We start from the raw sequence: 24,401 nt of genomic DNA on the forward strand, positions 1-24,401 counted from the left end.
CTTCCGTCCCTTGTGTCTCATCGGCGCGCAGGCATGTCCATATGCTTCATAAATCCCCCGAAATTAGGCATTCTTCGCATGTGGTGACCTTGGACGTACGGCCTCAGCTGCTCAACGCACTCTCCGCCCTGCGCGAACGTGTCGCCGCCGCGCGATTCCCGCTGCCCCTGGCGGGGGCGCCGCGCGCGCGTGCCAACCGCGACGAACTCCTCGCCCAGCTCGACGACTATCTGGTGCCCCGGCTGAGACAGCCCGAAGCGCCCTTGCTGGCCGTCGTGGGCGGATCCACCGGCGCCGGCAAGTCGACGCTCGTCAACTCCCTGGTGGGGCGGCGGGTCAGTGAGGCGGGCGTGCTGAGGCCGACCACCCGGACGCCGGTGCTGGTGTGCCACCCGGAGGACCATCACTGGTTCAGCGGCATGCGGGTGCTGCCCGACCTCACGCGCGTGTGGGTGCCCCATCAGGAGCCGTCGGAAGACCTGTTGCTGCCCGGCGAGGACGGCAGACGCCTGCTGCGCATCGAGACCGCGGAGACCCTTCCGCCCGGCCTCGCCCTCCTGGACGCGCCCGACGTCGACTCCCTGGTCGCCGACAACCGCGTCCTGGCCGCCGAACTCATCTGCGCCGCCGACATCTGGGTCATGGTCACCACCGCCGCACGGTACGCCGACGCCGTGCCCTGGTATCTCCTGCGCACCGCCAAGGAGTACGACGCGACGCTCGTCAGCGTCCTCGACCGCGTGCCCCACCAGGTCGTCTCCGAGGTGTCCCGCCAGTACGGCGCTCTGCTCACCAAGGCCGGCCTGGGCCACGTACCGCGCTTCACCGTGCCCGAACTGCCCGAGTCCGCCTGGGGCGGAGGCCTGCTTCCGGCCACCGCGGTGGCCCCGTTGCGCGCCTGGCTCATCCACCACGCCCAGGACCGCGCCGCCCGCCACGACGTGATGGCCCGCACGGCCTACGGCGTCCTCGACTCGCTCAATTCCCGGATGCCCGAACTGGCCGGCGCCGCGGCCGCGCAGTACGCGGCCGCACTGCGGCTGACCTCGGCCGTCGACGGGGCGTACGACAGCGAATACGCGCGCGTGCGAGGCCGGTTGCAGAGCGGTGCCGTGCTCGCCGGCGACGCCCTCAAGCGCTGGCGGGCCTTCCCGCTGGACTGCACTGCCGGGGAGCTGCTCGACGCCCTCGTGGAGAGCCTGGCCGCGCTCCTGCTGTGCGCCGTCACCGCGGCCGACGAGCGGGTCGACGAGGCCTGGCGCCGCGAACCGGCCGCGGACGCCCCGGAGCTGCTCGACGACGACGACGCCCTGGAGACCGCCGAACACCGCATCGGCATGGCCGTACGGCGTTGGCGGCGCGAGCTGGAGGAGTACGCCGAGGACGAGGTGCGCCACCTCGAACGCGGTGCCGCACTCGACCCCGAACTCGTCGCTGCCCTCGTCGCCACCGCCCTGCTGGGCGGCCGCAGGGCCCGATCGGCGGGCGAGGGGCTCGCCGAGCGGATCGGCGCCCACGGCGCGCTGCGGCTGCGCGACCGGGGCGGGCGGCTGCTCGCCGAACACCTCGATCGCGTCATGCACAACGAACGCGAGCGCCGGCTCGCACCGCTCGACGGACTCGACGTCCACGCCGAACCCCAGGCCGAACTCATCGCCGCGCTGTCCGTACTACAGAAGGAGAGGTGACCGGTGACCGCCGTCACGAACCAGGACCACACCGACCACACCGACCACACGGGCCGCACGAATCACACCGACCACACCGACCACACCGACCACATCAACCACGCCGACCGCACCGGCCGCACGAATCACAAGGACGACACGGGTCACGCGGATCATGGAGAACTCGCCGTGTGCGAGAGGGGCGGGAGTCCGGAACGGGCCGACGGTGGGGGAGGGACGCGGGAGCGGGAGTCCGGGCGGGGCGAGGGAGACGGTTCCTCGAGCGGTGCCGGTGCCGGTGCCGGACGGTCCGCTCACGCGCCCGACGACGTACGGCCGTCGGGCGGGACCGAAGGACGGCCTGCCCCGGACGCGGCCGAGGAAGAACACTCCGCTGGGGCGGCGAGAGGGGACCGGTGTGCGGGCGCGGCCGAGGGAGTCGTCTCCGGGGACGGTGAGGGCGGAGAAGACCGAGAGGCCGGAAAGGGCAGGGGGGTGGACGACTCTTCCGCGAAGGCGGTGGAGGGCGGCTCCGGGGGCTTCCCGACGCCCGTCGAAGCGGGCGACCGTGACGCGGCCGACCGCCCGGCGCGAGCGCGCGAGACCGACGAGTCCACGGGCGGTCGGCCCGGGGCCGGGCCCGAGGCCGGGGCGCCGGGTGCGCGAGAGGAGGACGGTCCTCCCACGCGGGTGCGGGACGAGGCGCGGGACCAGAGGGCTGCCGCACCCGCACGCAAGGGCGACCGTTCCTCGCACGGCCGGTCCAAGGCCGAAGCCGTCCCCCACACGCGCGTGCGGGACAGGCCGCGGAGCGAGGACGGCCCCGCGCCCGGGAGCGAGGACGGTCCCGCGCGTGAGAGCAAGGCCGGCCTCGCGCGCGTGCCGGACGGCGAACGCTCCCGGCGCTCGTCCGGCACCGACCGTCCCGCGCACCCGTCGGAGACCGGGGCTCCCGCGCGCGGCCAGGGCGGCCGGGGAAGGGACGGTGGCGCCCGCCCTCCGCAGGAGGACCCCGGTTCCGGTGAGCCCTGGGGCGACGGCCTCATCGCGCGCCGCGTGAACGAGACCACCGCCGCCGAGCAGGCCGCCGCCGCCCTGGAGATCCGGTCCGGCAACGCCCAGGCCGCCGCGGCCCCCCTGGCCTACGACGGCCACCTGCGCTCCCGGCTCGACGCGCTGCGGGAACTGGTGGGGCTCTCCCGCGCGCGGCTCGACAGCAGGACCCTCTCCGAGGCGAGCCGGGTCCTCGACGAGGCGACCGTCCGGCGCAGGCTCTCCGGACAGCACACCGTGGTCGCCATCGCCGGGGCCACCGGCAGCGGCAAGTCCCAGTTGTTCAACGCCCTCGCCGGGGTGACCATCTCGGAGACGGGCGTACGACGGCCCACCACCGCCGCCCCCATCGCGTGCAGTTGGAGCGACGGCGCGGCGGGCCTGATCGACCGGCTCGGCATCCCGGGCCGGCTGCGCCGCCGCCCCGTGCAGAGCGCGGACGCCGAGGCCCAGCTGCGCGGACTCGTCCTGGTGGACCTCCCCGACCACGACTCGGCCGCCGTGCAGCACCGTGAGCAGGTCGACCGCGTCCTCGCCCTCGTGGACGCCGTCGTCTGGGTCGTCGACCCGGAGAAGTACGCCGACGCCGTGCTCCACGAGCGCTATCTGCGGCCCATGGCCGGTCACGCGGAGGTCATGTTCGTCGTCCTGAACCAGGTCGACCGACTGCCGGGCGAGGCCGCCGAGATGGTCCTCGACGACCTGCGGCGGCTGCTGGACGAGGACGGCGTCGCCCTCGGCGAGTACGGCGAACCGGGCGCGACCGTGCTCGCGCTGTCCGCGCTCACCGGCGACGGCGTCGGGGAACTGCGCGAACTGCTCGGCCAGTTCGTCGCGGAGCGCGGTGCCGCGGCGCGGCGCGTCTCGGCCGACGTCGACGCCGCCGGTCTGCGGCTGCGCCCCGTCTACGCGACGACGCGGCGCACCGGCCTGAGCGAGGAGGCGCGGGACGACTTCGCCGCCCGGCTCGCGGACGCGGTGGGCGCCACGGCCGCGGGCGAGGCCGCCGAACGCGCCTGGCTGCGCAATGCCAACCGCGCGTGCGGGACGCCGTGGCTGCGACTGTGGCGGTGGTACCAGGACCGCGGCGATCCCCCCACCGGCAGCGTCCGGGTCCGCTCGCAGACCGACGAGGAGGCCACCGCGCGGCAGCGCGTGGAGCAGGCGGTGCGCACGGTGTCGGAGCGGGCCTCGGCGGGGCTGCCCGCGCCGTGGGCGCAGGCGGTGCGGGAGGCCGCCGTACGCGGTGCGCAGGGGCTGTCCGAGGCGCTGGACGAGCTGACCGCGCGGGCCGGGGTACCGGAGGGGCGTCCGCCGCGGCCGGGCTGGTGGCCGGTGGCCGTGCTGGCGCAGGCGTCCATGACGGTCCTGCAGGTCCTCGGCGGACTGTGGCTGGTCGGCCAGATCGCCGGGGTCATGTCACCGAACCTGGGAGTGCCGGTGCTGCTGATGGTGGCCGGCATCGTCGGCGGCCCGCTGGTGGAGTGGAGTTGCCGGATCGCGGCCCGCGGCCCCGCACGCAGATACGGCCAGGACGCGGAACGGTGCCTGCGGGAGGCCGCCGCCGGGTGCGGCAGGGCAAGGGTCCTGGACCCCGTGGCCGCCGAGCTGCTGCGGTACCGGGAGGTGCGGGAGCAGTACGGCAGGGTGATGGACGCACAGGCGCCGGCCAGGTGAGAAGAGGGGAACGGGTGGATGCGGGCCGGGACGCCGATCCGGGGGCGGCGCGACGCGGACACCCCGTCCGGGTGACGGCTTTCTCCCCAGGCGGCCGGTGATCCACAGCGCTCGGCGGGCTCGGCCCGGCGGAGGCAGTCTGATGGCGCGGCGACCGTGGCGAAGCGGTCGTGGCGACGGTGGCGGTGAGCGGCTCGGGGCGCATGCCTCGCGGCCGCCGCCGCCCCGGCAGACGCAGCCGTACGGGACGGGCCCGTACGCGTATCCGCCCGGCGTCGACGCCCGGGTGAAGGAGGGGTCCTCGATGAACGAGACGATGGTCTGCGCGGTGGGGAACGTGGCGACGCAACCGGTGTACCGGGAGCTGCCGGGGGGACCGTCGGCGAGGTTCCGGCTGGCGGTGACCTCGCGGTACTGGGACCGGGAGAAGAACATCTGGGCCGACGGCCACACCAACTTCTTCACGGTGTGGGCCAACCGGCAGTTGGCGGCGAACGCCGCCGCCTCGCTGAACGTGGGCGAAGCGGTGATCGTGCAGGGCCGGCTGAAGGTGCGCGCCGAAGCACGGGAGGGACAGAACCGGACGTCGGCCGACATCGACGCCGTGGCGATCGGCCACGACCTCGCCCGCGGCACCTCCGCCTTCCGCCGCGCGGCCAGGCCCGAGCCGGCCACCGGGGCCGCGGCGGCCGGCGCACCCGCCCGGCCGGAACCCGACTGGGAGACCCCGGCGGGGCGGTCCGCGGCGGAGCCGGCACCACCGCGGCGACGCGAGCCTGCGGCCGTGACCTGATGTCAGGGAGCTTGCCGCTCCGACCGGTCGGCGGCTTATCGGCGGATGTGACCGGAAGTGACGGGTTGATTTGTCGATAAGCCCTGCCCGGACACGATCTTGGGGATAACGATTCCGAGTCGGATCACCCATCGGGCGACCGGACCGGGAAGGCCGGTGCGTCGGCCTCTTTAGGATGCCGAAATGGCTCACGGGGCTTCTGATTCTGCTGGTGGGACCCGTCCCCCCACATCAACGGGTCCTGCTGGAAGGGAAATTACGTGATTTCTTCGTTCTCCGTGCCGTTCGGGCACGGACGGGGCGCGGTGCGCCTCGCGGCAGGGGCGCTCGTGTCCGGACTCGTCGTCGCCGGGGTCCTCGCCACCGCGGGCCCGGCCGCCGCCGAGACCGAGGCACGGACCCAGGGCGGGGCGACGGCCACGATGGGCGGCCTCAAGACGTACGGGGCCGCCGTGCTGCACGACGAGAGCGGGGACCAGGAGGTCTCGGCGGGCCTGTTCGAGATGTCCGTCGAGGGCGGCGGCACCCTCCAGACCTACTGCGTCGACCTCCACAACCCCACGCAGAAGGACGCCAAGTACCAGGAGACCGCCTGGAGCGGCACCTCACTGGCCGTCAACAAGGACGCCGGCCGCGTCCGCTGGATCCTGCAGAACTCCTACCCCCAGGTCAACGACCTGGCGACGCTGGCCAAGAAGGCCGGTATCGCCGGGGGCCTCACCGAGCAGGACGCGGCGGCCGGCACCCAGGTGGCGATCTGGCGCTACTCGGACGGCGCGGACGTCGACGCCGTCGACCCGCAGGCCGAACGGCTCGCGGACTACCTGCAGAAGGCCGCCCGTGCCGTGGCGGAACCCCAGGCCTCGCTGACCCTCGACGGTGCCGCGGTCTCCGGCCGCCCCGGCGGACTGCTCGGCCCGGTCACCGTGCGCACCGGCGCGAGCGCCGTGACGGTGTCACCGCCGATGGACTCGGCCACCACCGGTGTCCGGATCGTCGGCAAGGACGGTGAGCCCGTCACCTCCGCGCAGGACGGCAGCGAGCTGTTCTTCGACGTGCCCGCCGACACCGCGGACGGCGCCGCGGAGCTGACCGTCCAGGCCTCCACCACCGTCCCCGTCGGCCGCGCCTTCACCTCCGAGAGCCGCAGCCAGACCCAGATCCTGGCCGGGTCGAGCGAGTCGACCGTCTCCGCGACGGCGTCCGCGACCTGGGCCGGGACGGGCGCGGTACCGGCCCTCTCCGCGGCGAAGGACTGCACGAAGAACGGCCTCGACCTCACCGCGGCCAACCAGGGTGACCAGGCCTTCGCCTTCGAACTGATGGGCGTGCAGCACAGCATCCCCGCCGGCGCGTCCCGGACGGTGACGATCCCCCTCCAGGAGGATCAGGCCTACGACTTCACCATCACGGGCCCGCAGGGCATCCAGAGCCGCTTCACCGGCGTCCTCGACTGCCGCACCAGAGCCGCCGAGTCGGACCTGACCACCCAGACGCTCGCCGAACCGAGTCCGGCCACGGTGGGCGGCACCGCGTCCTCGGGCACCGACCTCGCCCAGACGGGCGGCTCCGACCTCACCCCCCTGATCGCGGGCACCGCGATCGGCCTGGTCGTCATCGGCGGCACGGTCCTGGTCCTCGTGGGCCGCAAGGAGAACCAGGCACGGGGCTGAGAAGGCGCCGGGATCCCTCGGGACTCCGAACAGGGCCACGAAGCGTGGAGGGAGACGTGTTCCCACCGCGGTCCTCGCGGCCCGCCGGACGCCGCCTCCTCCGGCCGACGGCACCGGCAGTGCAGCCGGCACCGGAGCCGGCACCGGAGCCGGCACCGGAGCCGGTACCGGTGGAAGCCGGACCGGACGACACGCGTCCGGCCACCGGCGGACCCGAAGTTCTCACGAGCGGCCCGCCGCTGACGATGACCATCCATGCCGCCCGCCGCTCCACCATGCGGTCACCGTCGACCTTGAAGACGGTCGTGACGCCGCGCTCGGCCAGCCACTCCATCAGTTCGAGCATGTCCACTCGCACCCCTCCCTGAGAGGTCGTTCCATCGCCAGGGAGCGGGCCCTGGGCCGTCCCTGGGCCGTCCGAGGTCGACCGACGCTGACAGACGGCACCCACGGGTGACCACCCCACCCGGCTCTGGCCTGGGGTCCCACGGATGATCTGCCCCACTGGACGTGTCATGCCTGCACCCGGAGAACTGAGATGACGTGCGCCAGGACGACGCTGTCGGCGTAATCGCCGATGTGGCTTGGGGAGACGGCTACAGGGCGCGGCGTCGGGCTCAGGAGATGATGACGACCTTGCCGCGGATCCGGCCGGCTTCGCCGAGGCGGTGGACGTCCGCGAGGTCGGCCAGCGGGCGTGATGCGCTGATGTCGAGTGCGACCTCACCCGCAGGCCAGGCCCAGCCACCAGTCGGGCGCCACGGGGCCGGGGCTTGCCAGGGCCAGCACGGCATACGCGGCGGCCCCGGCGATGGACGTGGTGAAGGTCGTGGCGAGCGTGGCCGGTGCGATACGAGCCATCGGCATGCCGCGCGCGGCGAGGACGGGTCCGAGCAGGGAACCGCCGCCGATCCCGTGGATTCCGCCCACCGTTCCGACCATCAGGGCGAGGGCCGCGAGGGCGGGGGCTGACGGTTCAGCCGCTTCGGGACGCTGCCGATCCGGGCGCAGTGTGCGCAGGCACAGCCACGTGCCGAGTGGCGGAAGGAGAGCGGCGACCAGCAGCCGGAAGACGCCCGGGCCGGGGAGGGCGAAGACGCGGACGGCGGCGCCGGCGATGACGCCGGCAGCCCGAACAGGATCCGGGCCGGGGTCAGTGGCCCGAAGCGGTTGTCCAAGGAGCCCTTCAGCGCGGTCTCCAGGTCCCGTCGCACACTGACCAGACCGCTCCGGCTGCGCTTGAACATGATCGTCCGGATCAGCGAGAGGTCGAACGGCAGCTGCCCATGCTCGCCGATGTGGATGATCGGTTTGCCCGTCAGGCGCCGGATCCCCAGCTCGTAGGTGACGTTCGCGTTGCCCCCGGTGAGGTCGGCGATCACGATGTCGTCCTGCAGCACGTGGCGGCAGATCCGCTCGGTGATCTCACCCGTGTCGGCGATCCCGTCGGCCCTGACCGGGACGATGCCGTGCCTGGCACAGGCGGGCAGGATCACCTTCTCGTAGATCTCCAGGTTCTCCTCGTACGCCAGGAGTTCCGGGCTCCCGTCCGGGGCGTGTTCATCGCCGATAGGCGCGATGACGAAGCAGGTCGTCATCGGCGTTTCCTCGGGCTTCGGCTCGGCGACGGCCGCGATGCTCATGCGTAGTCCTCCGTTACGGAATCGCGCTGTTCCTGGAAGTCGGCACCGGCTCGCAGATCAGCCGGGTAGATGGGGCGCTCCTCGATCCCGAGCACCCGCAGCAGGTCGGCGGTGGGAATCCGGTACTGCCACCCTGGTCGAGTCCAAGTGCCTTCCCGACCAGGGAATCAGGCCCGGATTCGAGCGGAAAGAGCGTGTGGATGGCAACGACGTGGTGCGTGTGCATGGTGCGGCGCATCGTGGCAAGGGCCTCCGACGGTCTCCCTAGGTGTTTGTGCGGGGCGGCATCAGGCGGTTCGATTCTCGTCATCCGCTCTTTGATGAAGGCCCCGGTCAGCGACCAGGGCCTTTCTTGCGTTCGGGGCCGGCACGAGGTGTGGAGGCTGTGGGGACGGCTGGAACCACGGGGTTGCCGCCGAGCGTGGTCTTCCAGCGTGTGCAGAAGCACGGCCGCGGCCGTCCAGGCTTGGGGGGAATCCCGAGCAAGCAGGTGCATACTCCAGTATGCTGGACTTGTGTCTTCGACGACTCGCATCACCGTCACGCTCCCCAGCGACCAGGTGGCGGAGCTCCGCAAGCTCACGGACAACGTCTCCGGCTATGTGGCGGAAGCCGTGGCCCGCCAGATCCGCCACCAGCTTCTGGGCGACGACCTTCGCCGGCATGAGGAAGAGCACGGAGGCTTCAGCGACGAGGAGCTCGCCGAGGCCCACTCGAAGATCTTCGGCGCCACCGGCTCCTCCGAGGGCGCGGACGCCGCGTGAGCGAGCGCATCGAAACCGTCGTCCTGGACTCGGAAGGGCTCTCCGCCTGGATCGCGCAGGACCGCAAGCTCCTCGCGATGCTTCAGGTCTTCTACGACATGGGAGCCGACCTGGTGATCGGGGCGAACACCATCGTGGAAGTAGCCCACTCCCGTACCGACATGCCCCGCCTGAACTGGGCCCTGTCCCGTGTCAAGGTGGAGCCCGTCACCGAGCAGGCGGCGAAAGCGGCGGCTGAGCTCCTCAAAGGCGCCGGGCTGCACGGGCACAAGTACGCCATTGACGCCACGGTCGCCGAGGTCGCGCTCCGTCAGCCGAAACCCGTCGCCCTGCTGACGTCCGACAGCGATGACATGACCAAGCTCTGCGGCAACCAAGTCCGCGTCATCCCCCTCTGACCAGTCGGCCCGCCCCGGAGCGCGCGTCGCACTGCCGGCTCTCGTGCCCCATCCGTGCCCGGCAGAGCGGACAACAGCGGTCGGATATGGCTCCCAGAGACCGGGAGCCATCCACCTGCCCCATCCGAAATCGCAGCTCAGATCCCCTTCAGCAACCCAAGCACCGTTGATTCCCGAGCTGAGGGCTTCGCTGGGCGATCAGCTCTGTTCTTTTTCACGGGCGCGGCCCGCGCGGCCGGCTCTGGTCGACGGCACAGGCGGCGTGGCTGAGGCCGGTGGGGGTGCGGCGAGGCACACGCGTGCCTGGTCGGTCGGCGCGCCCGCCGTCGTGGCCGGCTGTCGTCGGCTGAGGTTCGGGCCGGCCGCACCGTGGGGGTCCGTCGTCGGTCGACCGGCCGTCCGCGAGGATCAGCCCTGGGCCGTCTCTGGGCCGTCCGAGGTTCCCCGAGGCCACTCGACGGCGACCGTCAGTGACGGACCTCCCGCAGACGTCAGCACAGAACCGCAGGTCAGAGCCTCCTGCTGGATCGGGTTTCCCCCGAGGGGTAGCCGTCCGGCAAGATGGGGTGTATCTGCCCACTGCCAGAATTCAAGCTGCCGGACGGTTTCTCTTGGCTGAGTACATCTACACCATGCGCAAGACGCGCAAGGCGCACGGCGACAAGGTCATCCTTGACGACGTGACGCTGAGCTTCCTGCCCGGCGCGAAGATCGGTGTGGTCGGTCCGAACGGTGCCGGTAAGTCCACCGTTCTCAAGATCATGGCCGGGCTGGAGCAGCCGTCCAACGGTGACGCGTTCCTGTCGCCCGGCTACTCCGTCGGGATGCTGCTGCAGGAGCCGCCGCTCGACGAGTCCAAGACGGTCCTGGAGAACGTGCAGGACGGCGCCGCCGAGATCATGGGCAAGCTCAAGCGCTTCAACGAGGTGGCCGAGCTGATGGCGACCGACTACTCGGACGCGCTCATGGAGGAGATGGGCAAGCTCCAGGACGACCTGGACCACGCCAACGCGTGGGACCTGGACACCCAGCTCGAGCAGGCCATGGACGCCCTGGGCTGCCCGCCCGGCGACTGGCCGGTCACCAACCTCTCCGGTGGTGAGCGCCGCCGCGTCGCGCTCTGCAAGCTGCTGCTGGAGGCCCCCGACCTGCTGCTGCTCGACGAGCCCACCAACCACCTGGACGCCGAGTCCGTGCAGTGGCTGGAGCAGCACCTCGCCAAGTACACGGGCACCGTCGTCGCCGTCACCCACGACCGGTACTTCCTCGACAACGTGGCCGAGTGGATCCTGGAGCTCGACCGCGGACGCGCCCACCCCTACGAGGGCAACTACTCCACCTACCTCGACACCAAGGCGACCCGTCTGAAGGTCGAGGGCCAGAAGGACGCCAAGCGCGCCAAGCGGCTCAAGGAAGAGCTGGAGTGGGTGCGGTCCAACGCCAAGGGGCGTCAGGCCAAGTCCAAGGCCCGTCTCGCCCGGTACGAGGAGATGGCGGCCGAGGCCGACAAGATGCGGAAGCTGGACTTCGAGGAGATCCAGATCCCGCCGGGCCCCCGCCTGGGCAGCATCGTCGTCGAGGTCAACAACCTCAGCAAGGCCTTCGGCGAGAAGGTCCTCATCGACGACCTCTCCTTCACGCTGCCGCGCAACGGCATCGTCGGCGTCATCGGTCCGAACGGCGCCGGCAAGACCACCCTGTTCAAGATGATCCAGGGCCTGGAGGAGCCGGACTCCGGTTCGATCAAGGTCGGCGAGACCGTCAAGATCTCGTACGTCGACCAGAGCCGCGAGAGCATCGACCCGAAGAAGACGCTGTGGGCCGTCGTCTCCGACGAGCTGGACTACATCAACGTCGGCCAGGTCGAGATGCCCTCGCGGGCCTACGTCTCCGCGTTCGGCTTCAAGGGCCCGGACCAGCAGAAGCCGGCCGGCGTCCTGTCCGGCGGTGAGCGCAACCGCCTGAACCTCGCGCTCACCCTCAAGCAGGGCGGCAACCTGCTGCTCCTCGACGAGCCGACCAACGACCTCGACGTCGAGACCCTGTCCTCCCTCGAGAACGCGCTGCTCGAATTCCCGGGTGCGGCCGTGGTCGTCTCCCACGACCGGTGGTTCCTGGACCGGGTCGCCACGCACATCCTCGCCTACGAGGGTGACTCCAAGTGGTTCTGGTTCGAGGGCAACTACGAGTCGTACGAGAAGAACAAGATCGAGCGGCTCGGCCCGGACGCGGCCCGTCCGCACCGCGCCACCTACAAGAAGCTGACCCGGGGCTGATCCTTCTTGCGGCACATCTACCGCTGCCCGCTGCGCTGGGCGGACATGGACGCGTACGGCCACGTCAACAACGTGGTGTTCCTCCGTTATCTGGAGGAAGCCCGCATCGACTTCCTGTTCCGCCCGGACAAGGACTTCCAGCAGGGGTCCGTGGTGGCGCGCCACGAGATCGACTACAAGCGGCAGCTCGTCCACCGGCACCGGCCGGTGGACATCGAGCTGTGGATCACGCGGATACGCGCCGCGTCCTTCACCATCGCCTACGAGGTGAAGGACGGTGACCAGGTCTACGTCAGCGCGTCGACGGTGATCGTGCCGTTCGACTTCGCGGCGCAGCGGCCTCGCCGGATCACCGACGAGGAGCGCGAGTTCCTCGAGGAGTACCGGGACGACGACAAGGAGGCCGTCGCCGCATGACGGTGCTCCACCTCGCCGACGAGGGGGAGGCGGCGGATCTCGCGGCCTTCCTCTCCCGGCTGCTCCACTACGACCGCGCGGCGGCGGTCCGGCTCCAGGCGGCCAGCACCGCGCTGGCCGTCTTCGGGCGGCCGCCGTCCTTCGAGGTCCTCGCGGTCCGGGCGGTCCGGCTGGCGAAGCCCTACGAGAACGGCCTCGACGTCACGCTGGACGTGACCGTGTCGGCGGGGGAGCTGCTGGAGAGCGTCGACGGGGCGGCGGCCACGGCCGCCGTGCCCGCCGCGGTGACCGGGCCTCCGTGGGCGGGCGTGCTGCCGCCTCGCGGCGGCTGGGAGCCGCGGGCGGGCCTTCCGGCGCCGGACGGTCTGCGCGTGATGGTCGGCGCGGCGGTCGCGGAGTTCCGCCGCCGCACCGAGGAGCTGCCGGCCGAGCGCCGCACGCGCGCCGAACTCGACGGGATCGGGCGGGAGATCTGGTCCCGGACGGTCGGGGACACCGGACTGCCCGTGCGCGCGGTGCACGCGGCCCAGTCGCTGGGCTTCCTGCGGCCGGCCACCGCGGCCCGGGACACCGGGCTCTACTCCTCGGGAGCGTGGCTGCGGCTGCGGACGCCGTACGGCTCGGTGGCGGTACGGCGGGCCGGGCTCGGCGGCCTGGGCCTCAGCGTGAGCTGAGCACCCGCCCGCACCCCCGGCCCCGCCTCCCACGCGCGGACCCCGTGCGGCGGGATCAGTCCGCGGTGTTCACCATGGACGCCGCCGCGTACGTCAGGTAGTTCCACAGCGTCCGCTCGTGCTCCTCGGACAGCCCGAGCTCGTCCACCGCGTCCCGCATGTGCCGGAGCCAGGCGTCGTGCGCGGCCCGGTCCACGGTGAAGGGTGCGTGCCGCATCCGCAGCCGGGGGTGGCCGCGGTTCTCGCTGTACGTCGTGGGGCCGCCCCAGTACTGGATCAGGAACAGCGTGAGCCGCTCCTCGGCCGGGCCCAGGTCCTCCTCGGGATACATCGGCCGCAGGGACGGGTCCTGGGCCACTCCCTCGTAGAAACGGTGGACCAGTCGGCGGAAGGTGTCCTCCCCGCCGACCTGCTCGTAGAAGGTCTGCTCCTGAAGCGTGCCGCGCCGGATCTCTTTCACGTCCCCCATGTTCTCAGACCCGGGGACCGAGTACTCCAGCCCTAGGACCTCCCGGCACGGAGCCCCCGGGCGGAGGGCTTCGGGCACGGGGCTCCGGGCACGGGGCTTCGGGCACGGCTCCTCGGGCCGGCGGGCGCGGGCACTCGCCCCGCGGGCTCCCGCGCCGCACAGTGGACGTATGGCAGCGCATGTGCTCAGCAGGGAGCTGGAGGAGCTCGCCGCCTCCGAGCGGGCGGCGCTGGTGCGGGAGATCGAGGCGAGCGGGGCCTTCGCCGCCGATCCGGCCTGGCGGGAGGCCTTCGCCGTGGTGCCCCGCCACCTCTTCGTGCCGTACTACTACGCCGGCGGCGCGGGCGGGTACGAGCGGCGCTGGGGGGAGAGCGCCGATCCGCGGGCCCGCGAGCGGTGGGTGCGCGGCGTGTACGAGGACGTGCCGCTGGCCACCCGGCTGCGGGACGGGGAACTGCTCTCCTCGAGCAGCCAGCCCTCGCTGATGGCCGAGATGCTGGCCGAGCTGCGGGTGCGGGAGGGGGACCGGGTGCTGGAGATCGGCGCCGGCACGGGGTACAACGCGGCGCTGCTGTCGTGCCGGCTCGGGGACGAGCGGGTCACCACCGTGGACATCGATCCGGAGATCACCGAGTCCGCCCGGCGCCATCTCGCCGAGGCCGGCTACCGGCCGACCGTCGTCACCGGCGACGGCGCCCGCGGGGTTCCCGAACGCGCGCCCTTCGACCGGATCGTCGCGACCTGCGAGCTGGCGTCGGTACCACGGGCCTGGGTCGCCCAGTGCCGTCCCGGCGGCCGCGTCCTGGCCCCGCTGGCCACCGGGCTGCTCGCGCTGACGGTGGGGGAGGGCGGGCAGGCCGAGGGGAACTTCCTGCACACCCCCGCCTACTTCGTCCCGCTGCGCGGCACCGACCGGCCCGCGCCGGAGCCGGTCGCCCTCGGCGGGGTGCCGCCGGAAGCCAGGGAGAACGAGCTGTTCCGCTTCCTGCTGGCCCTCACCCGGGAGACCCTCGACCCCCAGGAGGCGTACGCGCTGTGGGAGCGCGAGGGCGGGCCCGGACGGCACCGGTACGGCGTCACCGTGGGCGGCGGGCGGATGTGGGCGTGGCTGGACGACCCGGAGGGACCGTACGCCTGGCCCCTCCCGGGGGCGTCGGGCCCGGGCCTCCTGGAGCCCTGACGGGCTCGGTGGTCCGGCGGGCCGGGTCCACGCCGGGACCCGGCCCCGCGGGACTCAGCCCCGCCGGATCGTGATCGTCGTCCAGGCGCCGACGTGGACGCGGTCGCCGTCCTGGAGGGGGACGGGCACGAAGGGCTGGATCGGCTCGTCGGAGCCGTTGACCGTGGTGCCGTTCGTCGAGTTCTGGTCGACGACGGCCCAGCCGCCGTCGGGCTGCTGCACCAGCACCGCGTGCTGGTGCGAGACGCCCGGGTCCTCCGGCGGCACCGACAGGTCGATGTCGGGGGTCTCACCGGTGGAGTGCCGGCGGCGGCCGATGGTGAGCTGGTCGCCGTCGAGCGTGCGCTGCTGCTCGGGGGAGTAGGCGGGCAGGTTCAGGCCCGCGGCCTCCGGTCCCGAGCGGTGCATCATCGCCATGAAGTACTCGCGGTCCGGGCCTATCGTCGCCGTCCAGGTCGCCGGCTGCTGCGGGAAGGCCTGGCCGGGCGGGGCCTGGTCACCTCCGGGCCGGGGGTAGCCGTAGCCGCCGTCCCGGTTGCCGCCGGGGCCGGTGTGGGACGGCGGGGAGAGCACCCAGTCGTCGTCACCGCCGCCGAAGGACGGACCGGACGGCTGCTGCGGCCGGCCGGTCCCCTGCGGGTAGCCGGCCGGGGCCTGCGGGCCGCCGGGCGGCTGGAACGCCTGCGGGGCGTGTCCCCCGGGGCCGCCGAAGCCGTCGGGACCACCGGGACCGCCCGGACCACCGGGGCCGCCAGGCTGCGGCGGGCCGCCGTAGCCGCCGCCCGGGCCGCCGGGGCCGGAGGGCTCGCGGGCGAAGGGGTCGGAGGACGGGTTCGCGGGGCCGGGGCGGCGCGCGAAGGGGTCGCCGGGGGCGCCGCCCGACGGGTCACGCCCGTAGGCACCCGCGGGTGATCCGCCGCCGGGGCCGCCGGGGCCGCCGGGGCCGCCGGGGCCCTGCCCCTGGCCGTGTCCTTGGCCGTGTCCCTGAGGTCCGCCGGGCGGACCGCCGAACGGCCGGCCGCCACCGGGACCGCCCGGACCACCAGGCCCACCGGGACCGCCAGGTCCACCGGGACCGCCCTGGCCGCCCTGCTCATGACCGAAGGGCCGACCGCCCCCCTGGCCCGGAGGCCGCGAGGGGTCGCCGCCGAACGGCGGGCCCGGCGGGATCGGCTCGGCGGGACGGTTCACCTGGGACGGACGGGAACTCTGGTAGTCGAACGCGTCGCTCCCGCCGAAGGACGGGGGCGGCGGCTGGAACCGCGCGTCAGGACCCGCTCCGGGGCCGCCGGGACCGCCGGGACCGCCGGGACCACCGGGTCTGCCGAATCCGCCGGGTCCACCCGGCCCGCCCGGTCCCCCGGGGCCGCCGGGCCCACCCGGTCCGCCGGGTCCCGGCGTGCGCGGGGCGGCGGGCGTGTACGAGGTCGCCGTGTTGGTCAGGAAGTTCCACCGGCACTCCTCGCAGAAGGGCGCGCCGCCCTCACGGGGCGTGCGGCACTGCGGGCACAGCTCCGGCTCGGCGTTCGGTGCCGCGGCCGGGTGCCGGCCGTCGGCGCCCGGCGGGGGCGGCGGGAAGCCGTAGCCGCCGGGCGGCGGGGGAGGGGGCGGAGGTACGGCACCGGCCATGCGGTGACCGCACACCTCGCACCAGTCGTCGGAACCCGACTGGTGTCCGTTCGGGCAGGTCGGCATGTCGGCGCGTCCCCCTTTCCTTCGGTGTTCCGCCGGCGTCCGCTAGGTCGCTCGGGTCACTTCTTTACACGAACAGTCTTTGTGGACCTGGTCTCGAGGGTCATCTCGTCCGCCTCCGCGACCTTCGCCTTCAATCGCACAGTACCTGTCGGCGCGTCGACCACGTCCACCACCTTCGCAAGCAGTTTCGCAGTATCCGCGTTCCCGGACACGCTCGCGAGCTGAACGGCCCGGCCCAGTTTGGCCGTTGCTCCATCCATATCGCCCGCTTTGCGCAGGTCCAGTCCCTGCTGGATGGCCCGGGCCAGTTCGGCCTGCCCGGTGTAGTGGGCGACCTGCGGGTCGATCGAGGTGGAGGCCGTCAGGTCGTCGGTCCACACGGCCCGTACGAGGCCCTGCGCGCCCAGGTTCCGCACCGTTCCCCCGGGCTCCGGGATCACCAGGGAGACGCGCGCGGCAAGCATCTCCTGGCCGATGCCGGCCGCCGGGACCTCGACGCACACGTGGTAGTCGCGGGACTCGTCGCCCCAGGAACCGGTGGGGTAGTCGCCGGAACGCGGGCCCGACTCGGTGCGTCTGCCGGTCAGTTCCTCGACCGTCGGCGCCACCTGCTTGACGAACCGGACGGCCGCGCCGGCCGGTGTCCACAGCCGCAGGGCGACGTCCGCGACCTCCTTGCCCATGGCCGTCTCCATCATCCGCGTGAAGTCGGCGGCGAGCCCGGCCGGGTCGGCGACGATGTCGGCGCTGCCGAGGAGGGCGGAGGCGATCCCTGTGACTTCTTTCACTTCCCAGTCGGTGCCCACACCGCGCGCGTCACAGGTGAACCGGCCCGCGCAGGACTCCAGCGCCGCCCTGAGGTCCTCGGACGACTCGTGCTCGTTGCGGCCGTCGGTGAGCAGGATGCCGTGCCGGATGGCGACGTCGGCGGTGGACAGCAGCCGGTCGGCCAGCCGCAGCCAGGTGCCGATGGCGGTGCCGCCGCCCGCGGTGAGCCGGCGCAGGGCCTGCTTGGCCTGCTCGCGGGTGACGGAGTCGGCCACCGCGAGGCGTCCGCCGCCCGGATAGACCTCCGTGGCCACGTGGGTTCCGCCGATCACCGAGAAGTGCACGCCGTCGCGGAGCGTGTCGACGGCGGCGGCCGTCGCGTCGCGCGCGTTGCGCATCTTGGCCGACGGGTAGTCCATCGAACCGGAGCAGTCGACCATGATCGCCACGGCGGCGGACGGGCCCTCGCCCGACGCGTACGGGTGGGGTGCCGCGACCCCGGTGCCGACGGTGCCGCCGCCGGTCGCGGTCACCGTCACGATCGCGTTGACCTCGCGGCCGCCCTCCGGCAGACAGGCGTTCTGGTAGACCTCCACCGCGAACTGCGGCACGTTCGACTTCGAGAAATTGGCCATGCCTTTTCCCTCCCCCTCGGAAACTCCCACGGCGCGTGGGGTGACGACATGGACGGACCGGTCCCCTCCGGTCCGCCTCCGTTCACCGCACACCGGCCGGCCCCGTGCCACGGGGCCGGCCGGCGCTCTGTCCGTGCCTGGCCTCAGGCCGATCCTGCCCCCTGCGCGGGGGCGGGGAACGGTACGACGGCCACTGTTACGTTGTCGTGGCCCCCGCCGTCCAGGGCGTGACCGACGAGAACCCGGGCGGCGTGCAGCGGGCGGGCGGCGGCGTCCGCGGGAAGCACCTCGGCCATCTCCCCGGCCCCCTCCGCGTAGTTCCACAGCCCGTCGGTGCACACGATCACCACGCCCGGCCGGTCCGGCTTGAACGCGGCGGTGTGCGGCTCCAGTTCGTAGGCGTCGGCGCCGAGCCAGCCGGTGATCGCGTGGGCGCGCTCGTCGGCGTAGGCCTCGGCCTCGTTCATCAGGCCCGCGGAGACCATCTGGGCGGCCCAGGAGTCGTCCTCGGTGAGCCGGGCGGGCGGTGAACCGCGGTCCTCCGGAACCCAGTAGACGCGGCTGTCGCCGACCCAGCCGACGACCAGCAGGCCCGCGGTGACGACCGCGCCGACCAGGGTGCAGGCGGGGGCGTTCTGGTGCGGGGCGTGCTCGCGGGCCGTGGCCGGCTCCCCGGCGAGCGCGTCGACCGCGTGCGAGGCGGCCACGATCGCCTCGTGCATGGCCTGCTGCGGGTGCGTGCCCTGCGGCAGGGCCGCCAGCAGGGTCCGTCCGGCGGCCCGGGCCGCGGCGTGCGAGGCGTCGTCGGGGCGGGTCGCGGAGGAGACGCCGTCGCAGACGACCGCCACCAGTGCCGGGCCGCCGTCGGGCAGCGTCGTGCGGCCGACGGTGAAGGAGTCCTCGTTGCGGTGGTGGCGCAGGCCGCGGTCGCTGACGGCGGCGACCGGGCCCGACTCCTGCTCCATGTGGTCGCGTTCCCGCGGCTGGGCGTGCCCGCAGTTCTCGCAGTACCCGTCGTCGTCCACCCGGCCCGCCCGGCAGGCCACGCACACCTTGACGACGGCCAGCCGCGGGTCCGGCGCCTGAAGGGGGTACTCCTCCGGCTCGGCGGGCCGGTCGAACCGGACCCCGGGCGCGGGAAGGCCGGCATCGGCGGCGGGAACGCCGGAGGCGGCGGCGGCCGGCGCCACCGGCCCGCCCGCCGGCACAGGGGCCGCCGCGACGGGCGCCGCGGCGGGCGCGGGCGGGGCCGCGGCAGGGGCGGCCGGCGGTCGCGGGGCCGCCGGGGGCGGCGCGCCGGCCGCACCCGGGCGCGGACCGGCGGCGCCCCGCGCGGCCGGCACCTCCGGCGTGTTCATGGTGAGCGTCGGAGTGTCCTGCGGGCGTGCCGGTACGACGGACAGCTCGGATCCGCACGCACCGCAGAAGCGGTCGCCCGCGTCGATCGGCTCCGCGCAGCTCGGACACGTGGGCAGGGCGGCCTGCCCGGAGATCTGGGACATCAACTACACCCACGTCCGGGGGCGGTAACGATTGGCACGTTCCACCAGGTCGATCCTCTCCTCGGCGCCGGTCGCCAGCCGGGCCAGCATGCGGTACGAACGCTCCAGTCCGAAGCGCAGCCCCCGCTCGTCCAGGTCGCTGCCGAGCAGCTCCCGCCGGGCACCGGGGCCGGTGCCGTCCCGGCCACCGGAGAGTACCCAGTCCAGCGCGCAGCCGAGGACCTCGGTGGACAGCTGCCCCCGGCGCTCGGGGTCCAGTCCGTAGGCGTCCAGCGCCTCGACCTGCGCCGCCGCGGCGGCGAGGTCCTCCTGGAAGGGTACGTCGGCCGCGGCCGCGGCCGCCGTCCGCTGCCGCAGCCGGGCGCGGACGGCCGCGACGCGGGCGGCGGTGTAGTGGATGGAGGACTCCGGCACCGACTCCAGCGTCCGTACGGCGCTCCGGCGGTCGCCCGCCGCGAGCTGGACGCGTGCCAGGCCGAACGCGGCGCTCACGAAGCCCGGGTCGGCCGACCACACCAGGCGGTAGTACTCGGCGGCGTTGTCCAGCTGGCCCAGCACCTCCGCGCACAGGCCGAGCGCCAGCTTCGGCGCCGGCTCGCCGGGGAAGGCGTCGTAGATCGCGTCGAAGGCGAGCGCGGCGCCCTCCCGGTCGTCGGTGACCAGCGAGGCCACGCCCCGGTACCACACGACCCGCCAGTCGTCGGGCCGTTCGCCCTCCAGCGCGGTCAGCGCCCGCAGGGCGGCCTCGAAGTCGTCGTTCTCCAGCCGGGCGCGGATCTCCCGCAGCCGGCTCTCCACCGACGGGGCCGGCGCGGCCGCGAGGGCGGCGATCAGCTCGGTGGGCGCGGTGGTCGGCAGACCGGTGAGGAGACCGGCGTTGGGGTCGGCGGGGTCGACGTGCGGGACCGGCAGGGCGAGTGCGGCGGCGGGTGCGGGGACGGGTCTGACCAGCCCCTCCGCGGCACCGCCGACGCCCGCCGGGACGGGGACGGTCGGGACGGTGCCCGCCGGGGCGCCCGCCGGGGCGGGGCCGGGCACGCGGGGTGAGGGCAGGAGCCCGGCCGTGCCGGTCCCGCCCGTCGGCGCGCCGTCCGGGGCGGCCGCGCGGCCCGGGCGCCGTCGGGACGTGACGGCCCGGGAGCCCAGCCGTGACACCTCCGCTGCCAGCGCCGGGAACAGCTCCGTGTCCGTGACCCGCACCTCGGGGCCGAACAGGGTGGACAGGGCGGGCCGGGCCCGCCCCGACTGGAGCGAGACGACCTCGCGCAGCACCCCGGTCAGCTGCTCGGCCATCTCCTGGGCGGAGGCGAACCGGCGGGCCGGGTCGGGGTCGGTGGCGCGGACCAGGAACCGGTAGAAGGACTCGTACCGGTGGAAGACCTCGATGGAGTCGGGGTCGGGCAGGCGGTCCGCGAAGGCCGTGGTGTAGCCCTGGAAGTCGAAGGTGAGCACCGCCAGGGTGCGGCCGACGGTGTAGAGGTCGCTGGCCACCGACGGGCCGACCTCCGCCACCTCCGGGGCCTGGTAGCCGACCGTGCCGTAGATCGCCGACTCGTCGTCGTCCATCCGGCGCACGGCGCCCATGTCGATGAGCTTGAGCTGGTCCTCGGTCTGGAGGGCGTTGTCGACCTTGAAGTCGCAGTACAGCAGGTTGCGGCCGTGCAGGTGGCCGAGGGCCTCCAGGGCCTCGATGCCGAAGGCGCAGGCCTGCTCCACCGGCAGCGGGTCGCGCCTGCCGTCGGGGGTGCGGCGGGCGTTGGCGATCTCCTTGAGGGACTTGCCGCCGACGTACTCCATGACGATGTACCCGTCCAGCGATCCGGTCCGCTGGTCGAGGTGCTCGACGAAGTTGTAGATCCGCACGATGTTGGCGTGCTCGATCTCGGCGAGGAAGCGCCGTTCGGAGATCGCCGCCGCCATCGCGTCCTGGTCGCCGGTGTCCAGCAGGCCCTTGAGGACCACCCAGCGGTCGGATACCGCCCGGTCGACGGCGAGGTAGACCCAGCCGAGGCCGCCGTGCGCCAGACAGCCCGCGACCTCGTACTGGCCGTGCACGACGTCGCCGCCGCGCAGCTTGGGGACGAAGGAGTAGGGGTGGCCGCACTTGGTGCAGAAGCCCTCCGTGCGGCCCTCGCGCTCACCGCGCGCCCGGCCCACCGGCGCGCCGCAGTCGGCGCGCGAGCAGAACCGCTTGCGCTCGGGCACCTGGGGATCGTCGAGGACCATCGCGCGCGGGTCGGGGCGCGGCACCTGCGGCACCGAGACCAGCCCCGCCCCGAGGCGGGCCCGCCCGGACGAGCCGGACGTGGAACCGGAGCCGCGCACCGACACCGAGCGGCCGCCGGCCGCGCCCGACAGCGACCGCGAGAGCCGTCCGGACACCGAGCGGCGCGACCTCGACGACTGCGAGGAGGTGCGCGCGCTGCGCGCGCTGGAGCGTGAACCCCCGCCCGCCGTGCCGCCGCCCGCCGTGCCTCCGCCCGCCGCGCTCCCGCCCGTCACGCCCCTGCCGTTGCGGGTCACGCCGGTCGGGGGTGAGCCGACCACGCCTCCCGCGGAGGGGGGAGCCCCGGACGCGACGACGGGGGCCAGACCGCAGGTGTCGCAGTACAGCTCGCCGCCGCCCACGTCCTCGTACGAGCCCTCGCAGCCCGGTCGCTGACACGTCTGCCCTGCCTGGCTCATGGCCTCTGCTCCCCCCTGTGGTCCTCGGGACCGCCCTGCTCGGGCACGCGCGGCGCGGCCAGCAGTTCGGCGGCCGCCCGCTGGTAGCGCAGGACGGCCTGTTCGGCGACGCGCAGGTCGCAGGGCGCGCTCCACAGCATCCGCCGGGCCGCGTCGTGGCGCTCGATGAGGAACGGGTCCTCGGCGAGTCCGTGCCGGGCGACCTTCGCCCGGTAGGCGTCGAGCCGGCCGCGCAGTTCCGCGCGCACCGCGAGCGGCGCGGTGACCGCGGTCAACGACTCGCGGGCGCGCAGCAGTTCGTCCTCGGCCCGCCGCTCCAGGGACTCCAGGAGCGGCGACAGGCGGTGCCACTGGGCGTGCCGGCGGTACTCGGCCGCCGTCGCCAGCTGCTCCTGGAGCACGGTCGGCGGGCCGCTGACGACCGGCACCTCGGTGGCGGCGATCTTCGCGAGCACCTCGCCGCGCGCGGTGCGCGCCTCGGCGAGGGTCCGGTCCGCGCGGCTGAGCACGTCCCGCAGCCGCACCAGCCGCTGCTCGGCGTCCTGACGGACCGTCAGCACGGCGTCGATCTCCCGGCGCACCTCCTCCAGGGCGCGCGCCTCGCGGTCGTACACCGTGGTGTCGGGGCGTCCGCCGCCCGGCGCCGAACTGCCCTGCGCGGGCACCCAGAACGCCAGCGGGTCGGAGATCACCCGCTCGCGCAGCGAGGCCAGGGTGCGGGTGATGCCCTCCAGGTCGTCGCCCGCCGGATGCTCGCCGGGGCGCACGCCCACGGAGTGCGCGAGCTGCCGGGTGCGCTGGAGTTCCGCGGCCAGGAGGTCTATCCGGGCGGGCAGCGCGGACCACACCGCGTCGGCGGCGACGACCATGTCCAGCGAGGACGCGTACAGCTCGTTCATCCGGTCGACGAGGGTGGCCAGCGAGAAGCTCTCGCTGAGCCTGCCGCCGCCGGTCAGGGCCGGCGCGTTCACCGCGGCGGCGGCCGGGCCGGCGACCGTGACGCACTCGCCGCGCAGCAGCTCCGTCAGCTCCGCCAGGTCCTCACGGCTGGACCAGCGGCGCCGCGCACGGACGTCCCGCGCCGAGCGCAACACGTCGGTGTACGCGTCGAAGTAGGTCCACAGCAGCGTGATCGACGCCTCCGCGGACGCCCAGCGCTCCTCGGTGACGCCGGTCAGCGCGGCGCCCTCGAGGAGCCTGCGGCCCGCGTGGTCCTGGAGGGCGAGGAGCGAGGTCTCGATCGCCTCGTGCTCCGCGCCGAGCCGCGCCAGCGCACGGTCGACCTCGTCCCGGTCCATCACCGGCCCGGGGGGTCCCGTGACGCCCATCGATCACCTCTCGTCGCTGTGTCTTCGTCCCCTGCCCGGTCCGCCGTCCGCCCCGCCGTCCCGTCAACTCGTGCGCAGGTACTGCGGCGCGGGCGGCACCGACGTCGCCGGATCCGTACCCAGTGTGGCCGACAGCCAGGCGGCGTACGACTGCCGCCAGCCGTTCGCCCGGTACGCCACCAGGATCTGGTTGACCCGGCGTACCAGGTCGTCCGCGTCCTCGTTCATCGCCACGCCGTAGTACTCGGTCGTGAACGCGGCGCCCTTGAGTTCCACCGTCGGGTCCTGCGCGGCCTGGCTCGCCGCCAGCGCCCCGTCGGTGACGACGGCGTCGACCTCGCCGAGCTGCAGCCGCACCAGGCAGTCCAGTTGGTTGGGGACGGTGGTGGAGACGTCGGTGGTCGCGGGCAGCCTCCCGGCCTTCACGTCGTCGGTCAGCCGGGTGTTGGCGGTCGAACCGGCCGCCGTGCAGATCCGCTTCCCCGCCAGCGTGCCGTCGTAGCCCGTGACGGTCGACGTCTTGGGGGCGAGGACCTGCTGGCCCGTCCTGAAGTACGGCGCGGAGAACGCGACGTCCTCGATCCGGTCGCAGGTGATCGTCATCGTGCGGACCACCATGTCGACCCGGCCCTCCTGGACGGCCGGGATGCGCTGGTTGGTCGGGATCGCCTTGAACTGGACGGCGTCGCGGTCGCCCAGGACGTCCTCGGCGATCCGCCGCACGAGGTCGATGTCGAAACCCTCCAGCGCGGCACCGGTGTTGTTGGGGTCGCGGTAGCCCCAGCGGTAGCTGTTCTGGTCGACGCCGACGATCAGCTTGCGCTTCTCGCCGGTACGGGCCTTGATCGCGGCGATCGTCGGACCGTCCGCGGCCGACGGCGCCAGCGTCTGCTTCTCCGGCGCCTCGCACGTCGAGTCCGCCGCCGGGCGGCCCGCGGCGACCCCCGGGCCACCGGTGCCGGTGCTGCCGTCGCCCTTCGCCTGGGTCCGGGGCAGCAGCAGCACGAACGCCAGGGCGAGGACGCAGACGACCGCCATCGCGCCCACCCCGCCCCAGCCCCGCAGACCGGCCCGTATCCGTCGCGCACGCATCGTCACGCCCCC

18 protein-coding genes are annotated in these 24,401 nt (G+C 73.7%); 10 read left to right on the top strand and 8 right to left on the bottom strand.

Annotated features, from left to right (window positions below; all coding sequences use genetic code 11):
• Positions 1-80 precede the first annotated feature (80 nt).
• From ACZ5FU_RS16275 to ACZ5FU_RS16290, 4 genes are all read left to right on the top strand, one after another.
• Positions 81-1,688, top strand: coding sequence for a dynamin family protein (locus ACZ5FU_RS16275; protein ID WP_451526668.1), 1,608 nt, complete (start codon positions 81-83; stop codon positions 1,686-1,688).
• Between the two features lie 498 nt (positions 1,689-2,186).
• Complete coding sequence (locus ACZ5FU_RS16280; RefSeq protein ID WP_468644112.1) at positions 2,187-4,397, top strand: YfjP family GTPase; 2,211 nt, start codon at positions 2,187-2,189, stop codon at positions 4,395-4,397.
• A 304-nt stretch (positions 4,398-4,701) separates the two neighbouring features.
• Positions 4,702-5,190 carry a single-stranded DNA-binding protein gene (locus ACZ5FU_RS16285; RefSeq protein ID WP_468643995.1) on the top strand — a complete coding sequence of 163 codons (489 nt, stop codon included), beginning with the start codon at positions 4,702-4,704 and terminating at the stop codon, positions 5,188-5,190.
• A 260-nt stretch (positions 5,191-5,450) separates the two neighbouring features.
• Positions 5,451-6,863 (top strand): TQXA domain-containing protein, encoded by a 1,413-nt coding sequence (locus ACZ5FU_RS16290; RefSeq protein ID WP_469045469.1) that lies wholly within the window; start codon positions 5,451-5,453, stop codon positions 6,861-6,863.
• A gap of 723 nt (positions 6,864-7,586) precedes the next feature.
• Here the strand turns inward: ACZ5FU_RS16290 and ACZ5FU_RS16295 are convergent.
• A complete protein-coding gene (locus ACZ5FU_RS16295; protein ID WP_469045512.1) occupies positions 7,587-8,273 on the bottom strand; it encodes a TSUP family transporter in 687 nt (228 codons plus the stop codon).
• A 748-nt stretch (positions 8,274-9,021) separates the two neighbouring features.
• Here ACZ5FU_RS16295 and ACZ5FU_RS16300 point away from each other — a divergent pair.
• From ACZ5FU_RS16300 to ACZ5FU_RS16320, 5 genes are all read left to right on the top strand, one after another.
• Complete coding sequence (locus ACZ5FU_RS16300; RefSeq protein WP_451526674.1) at positions 9,022-9,270, top strand: type II toxin-antitoxin system CcdA family antitoxin; 249 nt, start codon at positions 9,022-9,024, stop codon at positions 9,268-9,270.
• On the top strand, positions 9,267-9,668 hold the full coding sequence (locus ACZ5FU_RS16305; protein WP_451526675.1) for a DNA-binding protein: 402 nt from the start codon (positions 9,267-9,269) through the stop codon (positions 9,666-9,668). The genes ACZ5FU_RS16300 and ACZ5FU_RS16305 overlap by 4 nt, the downstream gene beginning before the upstream one ends.
• 611 nt (positions 9,669-10,279) lie before the next feature.
• Positions 10,280-11,944, top strand: coding sequence for an energy-dependent translational throttle protein EttA (gene ettA, locus ACZ5FU_RS16310; protein WP_451526676.1), 1,665 nt, complete (start codon positions 10,280-10,282; stop codon positions 11,942-11,944).
• A gap of 6 nt (positions 11,945-11,950) precedes the next feature.
• Entirely contained in the window at positions 11,951-12,361 is a 411-nt protein-coding gene (locus ACZ5FU_RS16315) for an acyl-CoA thioesterase (protein ID WP_451526677.1), read from the top strand.
• Positions 12,358-13,035, top strand: coding sequence for a DUF8185 domain-containing protein (locus ACZ5FU_RS16320; protein WP_469045470.1), 678 nt, complete (start codon positions 12,358-12,360; stop codon positions 13,033-13,035). The genes ACZ5FU_RS16315 and ACZ5FU_RS16320 overlap by 4 nt, the downstream gene beginning before the upstream one ends.
• A gap of 55 nt (positions 13,036-13,090) precedes the next feature.
• Here ACZ5FU_RS16320 and ACZ5FU_RS16325 read toward each other — a convergent pair whose 3' ends face one another.
• Complete coding sequence (locus ACZ5FU_RS16325; RefSeq protein WP_451526679.1) at positions 13,091-13,504, bottom strand: globin; 414 nt, start codon at positions 13,502-13,504, stop codon at positions 13,091-13,093.
• 169 nt (positions 13,505-13,673) lie between these two features.
• Between ACZ5FU_RS16325 and ACZ5FU_RS16330 the strand changes: the two genes are divergently transcribed.
• Positions 13,674-14,684, top strand: coding sequence for a methyltransferase domain-containing protein (locus tag ACZ5FU_RS16330; RefSeq protein ID WP_468836266.1), 1,011 nt, complete (start codon positions 13,674-13,676; stop codon positions 14,682-14,684).
• A gap of 54 nt (positions 14,685-14,738) precedes the next feature.
• Here ACZ5FU_RS16330 and ACZ5FU_RS16335 read toward each other — a convergent pair whose 3' ends face one another.
• The 6 genes from ACZ5FU_RS16335 to ACZ5FU_RS16360 form a co-directional block, all read right to left on the bottom strand.
• On the bottom strand, positions 14,739-16,379 hold the full coding sequence (locus ACZ5FU_RS16335; protein WP_469045471.1) for an FHA domain-containing protein: 1,641 nt from the start codon (positions 16,377-16,379) through the stop codon (positions 14,739-14,741).
• Between the two features lie 56 nt (positions 16,380-16,435).
• Positions 16,436-17,782 (bottom strand): vWA domain-containing protein, encoded by a 1,347-nt coding sequence (locus ACZ5FU_RS16340; RefSeq protein WP_451526682.1) that lies wholly within the window; start codon positions 17,780-17,782, stop codon positions 16,436-16,438.
• Between the two features lie 143 nt (positions 17,783-17,925).
• Positions 17,926-19,284 (bottom strand): PP2C family serine/threonine-protein phosphatase, encoded by a 1,359-nt coding sequence (locus ACZ5FU_RS16345; RefSeq protein WP_469045472.1) that lies wholly within the window; start codon positions 19,282-19,284, stop codon positions 17,926-17,928.
• Positions 19,285-19,287: 3 nt separating this feature from the next.
• Positions 19,288-21,969, bottom strand: a complete 2,682-nt coding sequence (locus tag ACZ5FU_RS16350) for a serine/threonine-protein kinase (protein WP_469045473.1) — start codon at positions 21,967-21,969, stop codon at positions 19,288-19,290.
• Complete coding sequence (locus ACZ5FU_RS16355; RefSeq protein ID WP_451526685.1) at positions 21,966-23,297, bottom strand: coiled-coil domain-containing protein; 1,332 nt, start codon at positions 23,295-23,297, stop codon at positions 21,966-21,968. Before ACZ5FU_RS16355 ends, ACZ5FU_RS16350 begins: the two co-directional genes overlap by 4 nt.
• A 63-nt stretch (positions 23,298-23,360) precedes the next feature.
• Positions 23,361-24,389 (bottom strand): glutamate ABC transporter substrate-binding protein, encoded by a 1,029-nt coding sequence (locus tag ACZ5FU_RS16360; RefSeq protein ID WP_451526686.1) that lies wholly within the window; start codon positions 24,387-24,389, stop codon positions 23,361-23,363.
• Positions 24,390-24,401 lie beyond the last annotated feature (12 nt).

This window comes from Streptomyces sp. NPDC031554, from assembly GCF_055580685.1.

Excerpts from the sequence above, each read along its gene's own strand:
- ACZ5FU_RS16350 (WP_469045473.1), bottom strand. The coding sequence starts at position 21,969 with ATGAGCCAGGCAGGGCAGACGTGTCAGCGACCGGGCTGCGAGGGCTCG.
- ACZ5FU_RS16355 (WP_451526685.1), bottom strand. The coding sequence starts at position 23,297 with ATGGGCGTCACGGGACCCCCCGGGCCGGTGATGGACCGGGACGAGGTC.
- ACZ5FU_RS16340 (WP_451526682.1), bottom strand. The coding sequence starts at position 17,782 with ATGGCCAATTTCTCGAAGTCGAACGTGCCGCAGTTCGCGGTGGAGGTC.
- ACZ5FU_RS16345 (WP_469045472.1), bottom strand. The coding sequence starts at position 19,284 with ATGTCCCAGATCTCCGGGCAGGCCGCCCTGCCCACGTGTCCGAGCTGC.
- ACZ5FU_RS16320 (WP_469045470.1), top strand. The coding sequence starts at position 12,358 with ATGACGGTGCTCCACCTCGCCGACGAGGGGGAGGCGGCGGATCTCGCG.
- ACZ5FU_RS16285 (WP_468643995.1), top strand. The coding sequence starts at position 4,702 with ATGAACGAGACGATGGTCTGCGCGGTGGGGAACGTGGCGACGCAACCG.
- ACZ5FU_RS16330 (WP_468836266.1), top strand. The coding sequence starts at position 13,674 with ATGGCAGCGCATGTGCTCAGCAGGGAGCTGGAGGAGCTCGCCGCCTCC.
- ACZ5FU_RS16335 (WP_469045471.1), bottom strand. The coding sequence starts at position 16,379 with ATGCCGACCTGCCCGAACGGACACCAGTCGGGTTCCGACGACTGGTGC.
- ACZ5FU_RS16325 (WP_451526679.1), bottom strand. The coding sequence starts at position 13,504 with ATGGGGGACGTGAAAGAGATCCGGCGCGGCACGCTTCAGGAGCAGACC.
- ACZ5FU_RS16360 (WP_451526686.1), bottom strand. The coding sequence starts at position 24,389 with ATGCGTGCGCGACGGATACGGGCCGGTCTGCGGGGCTGGGGCGGGGTG.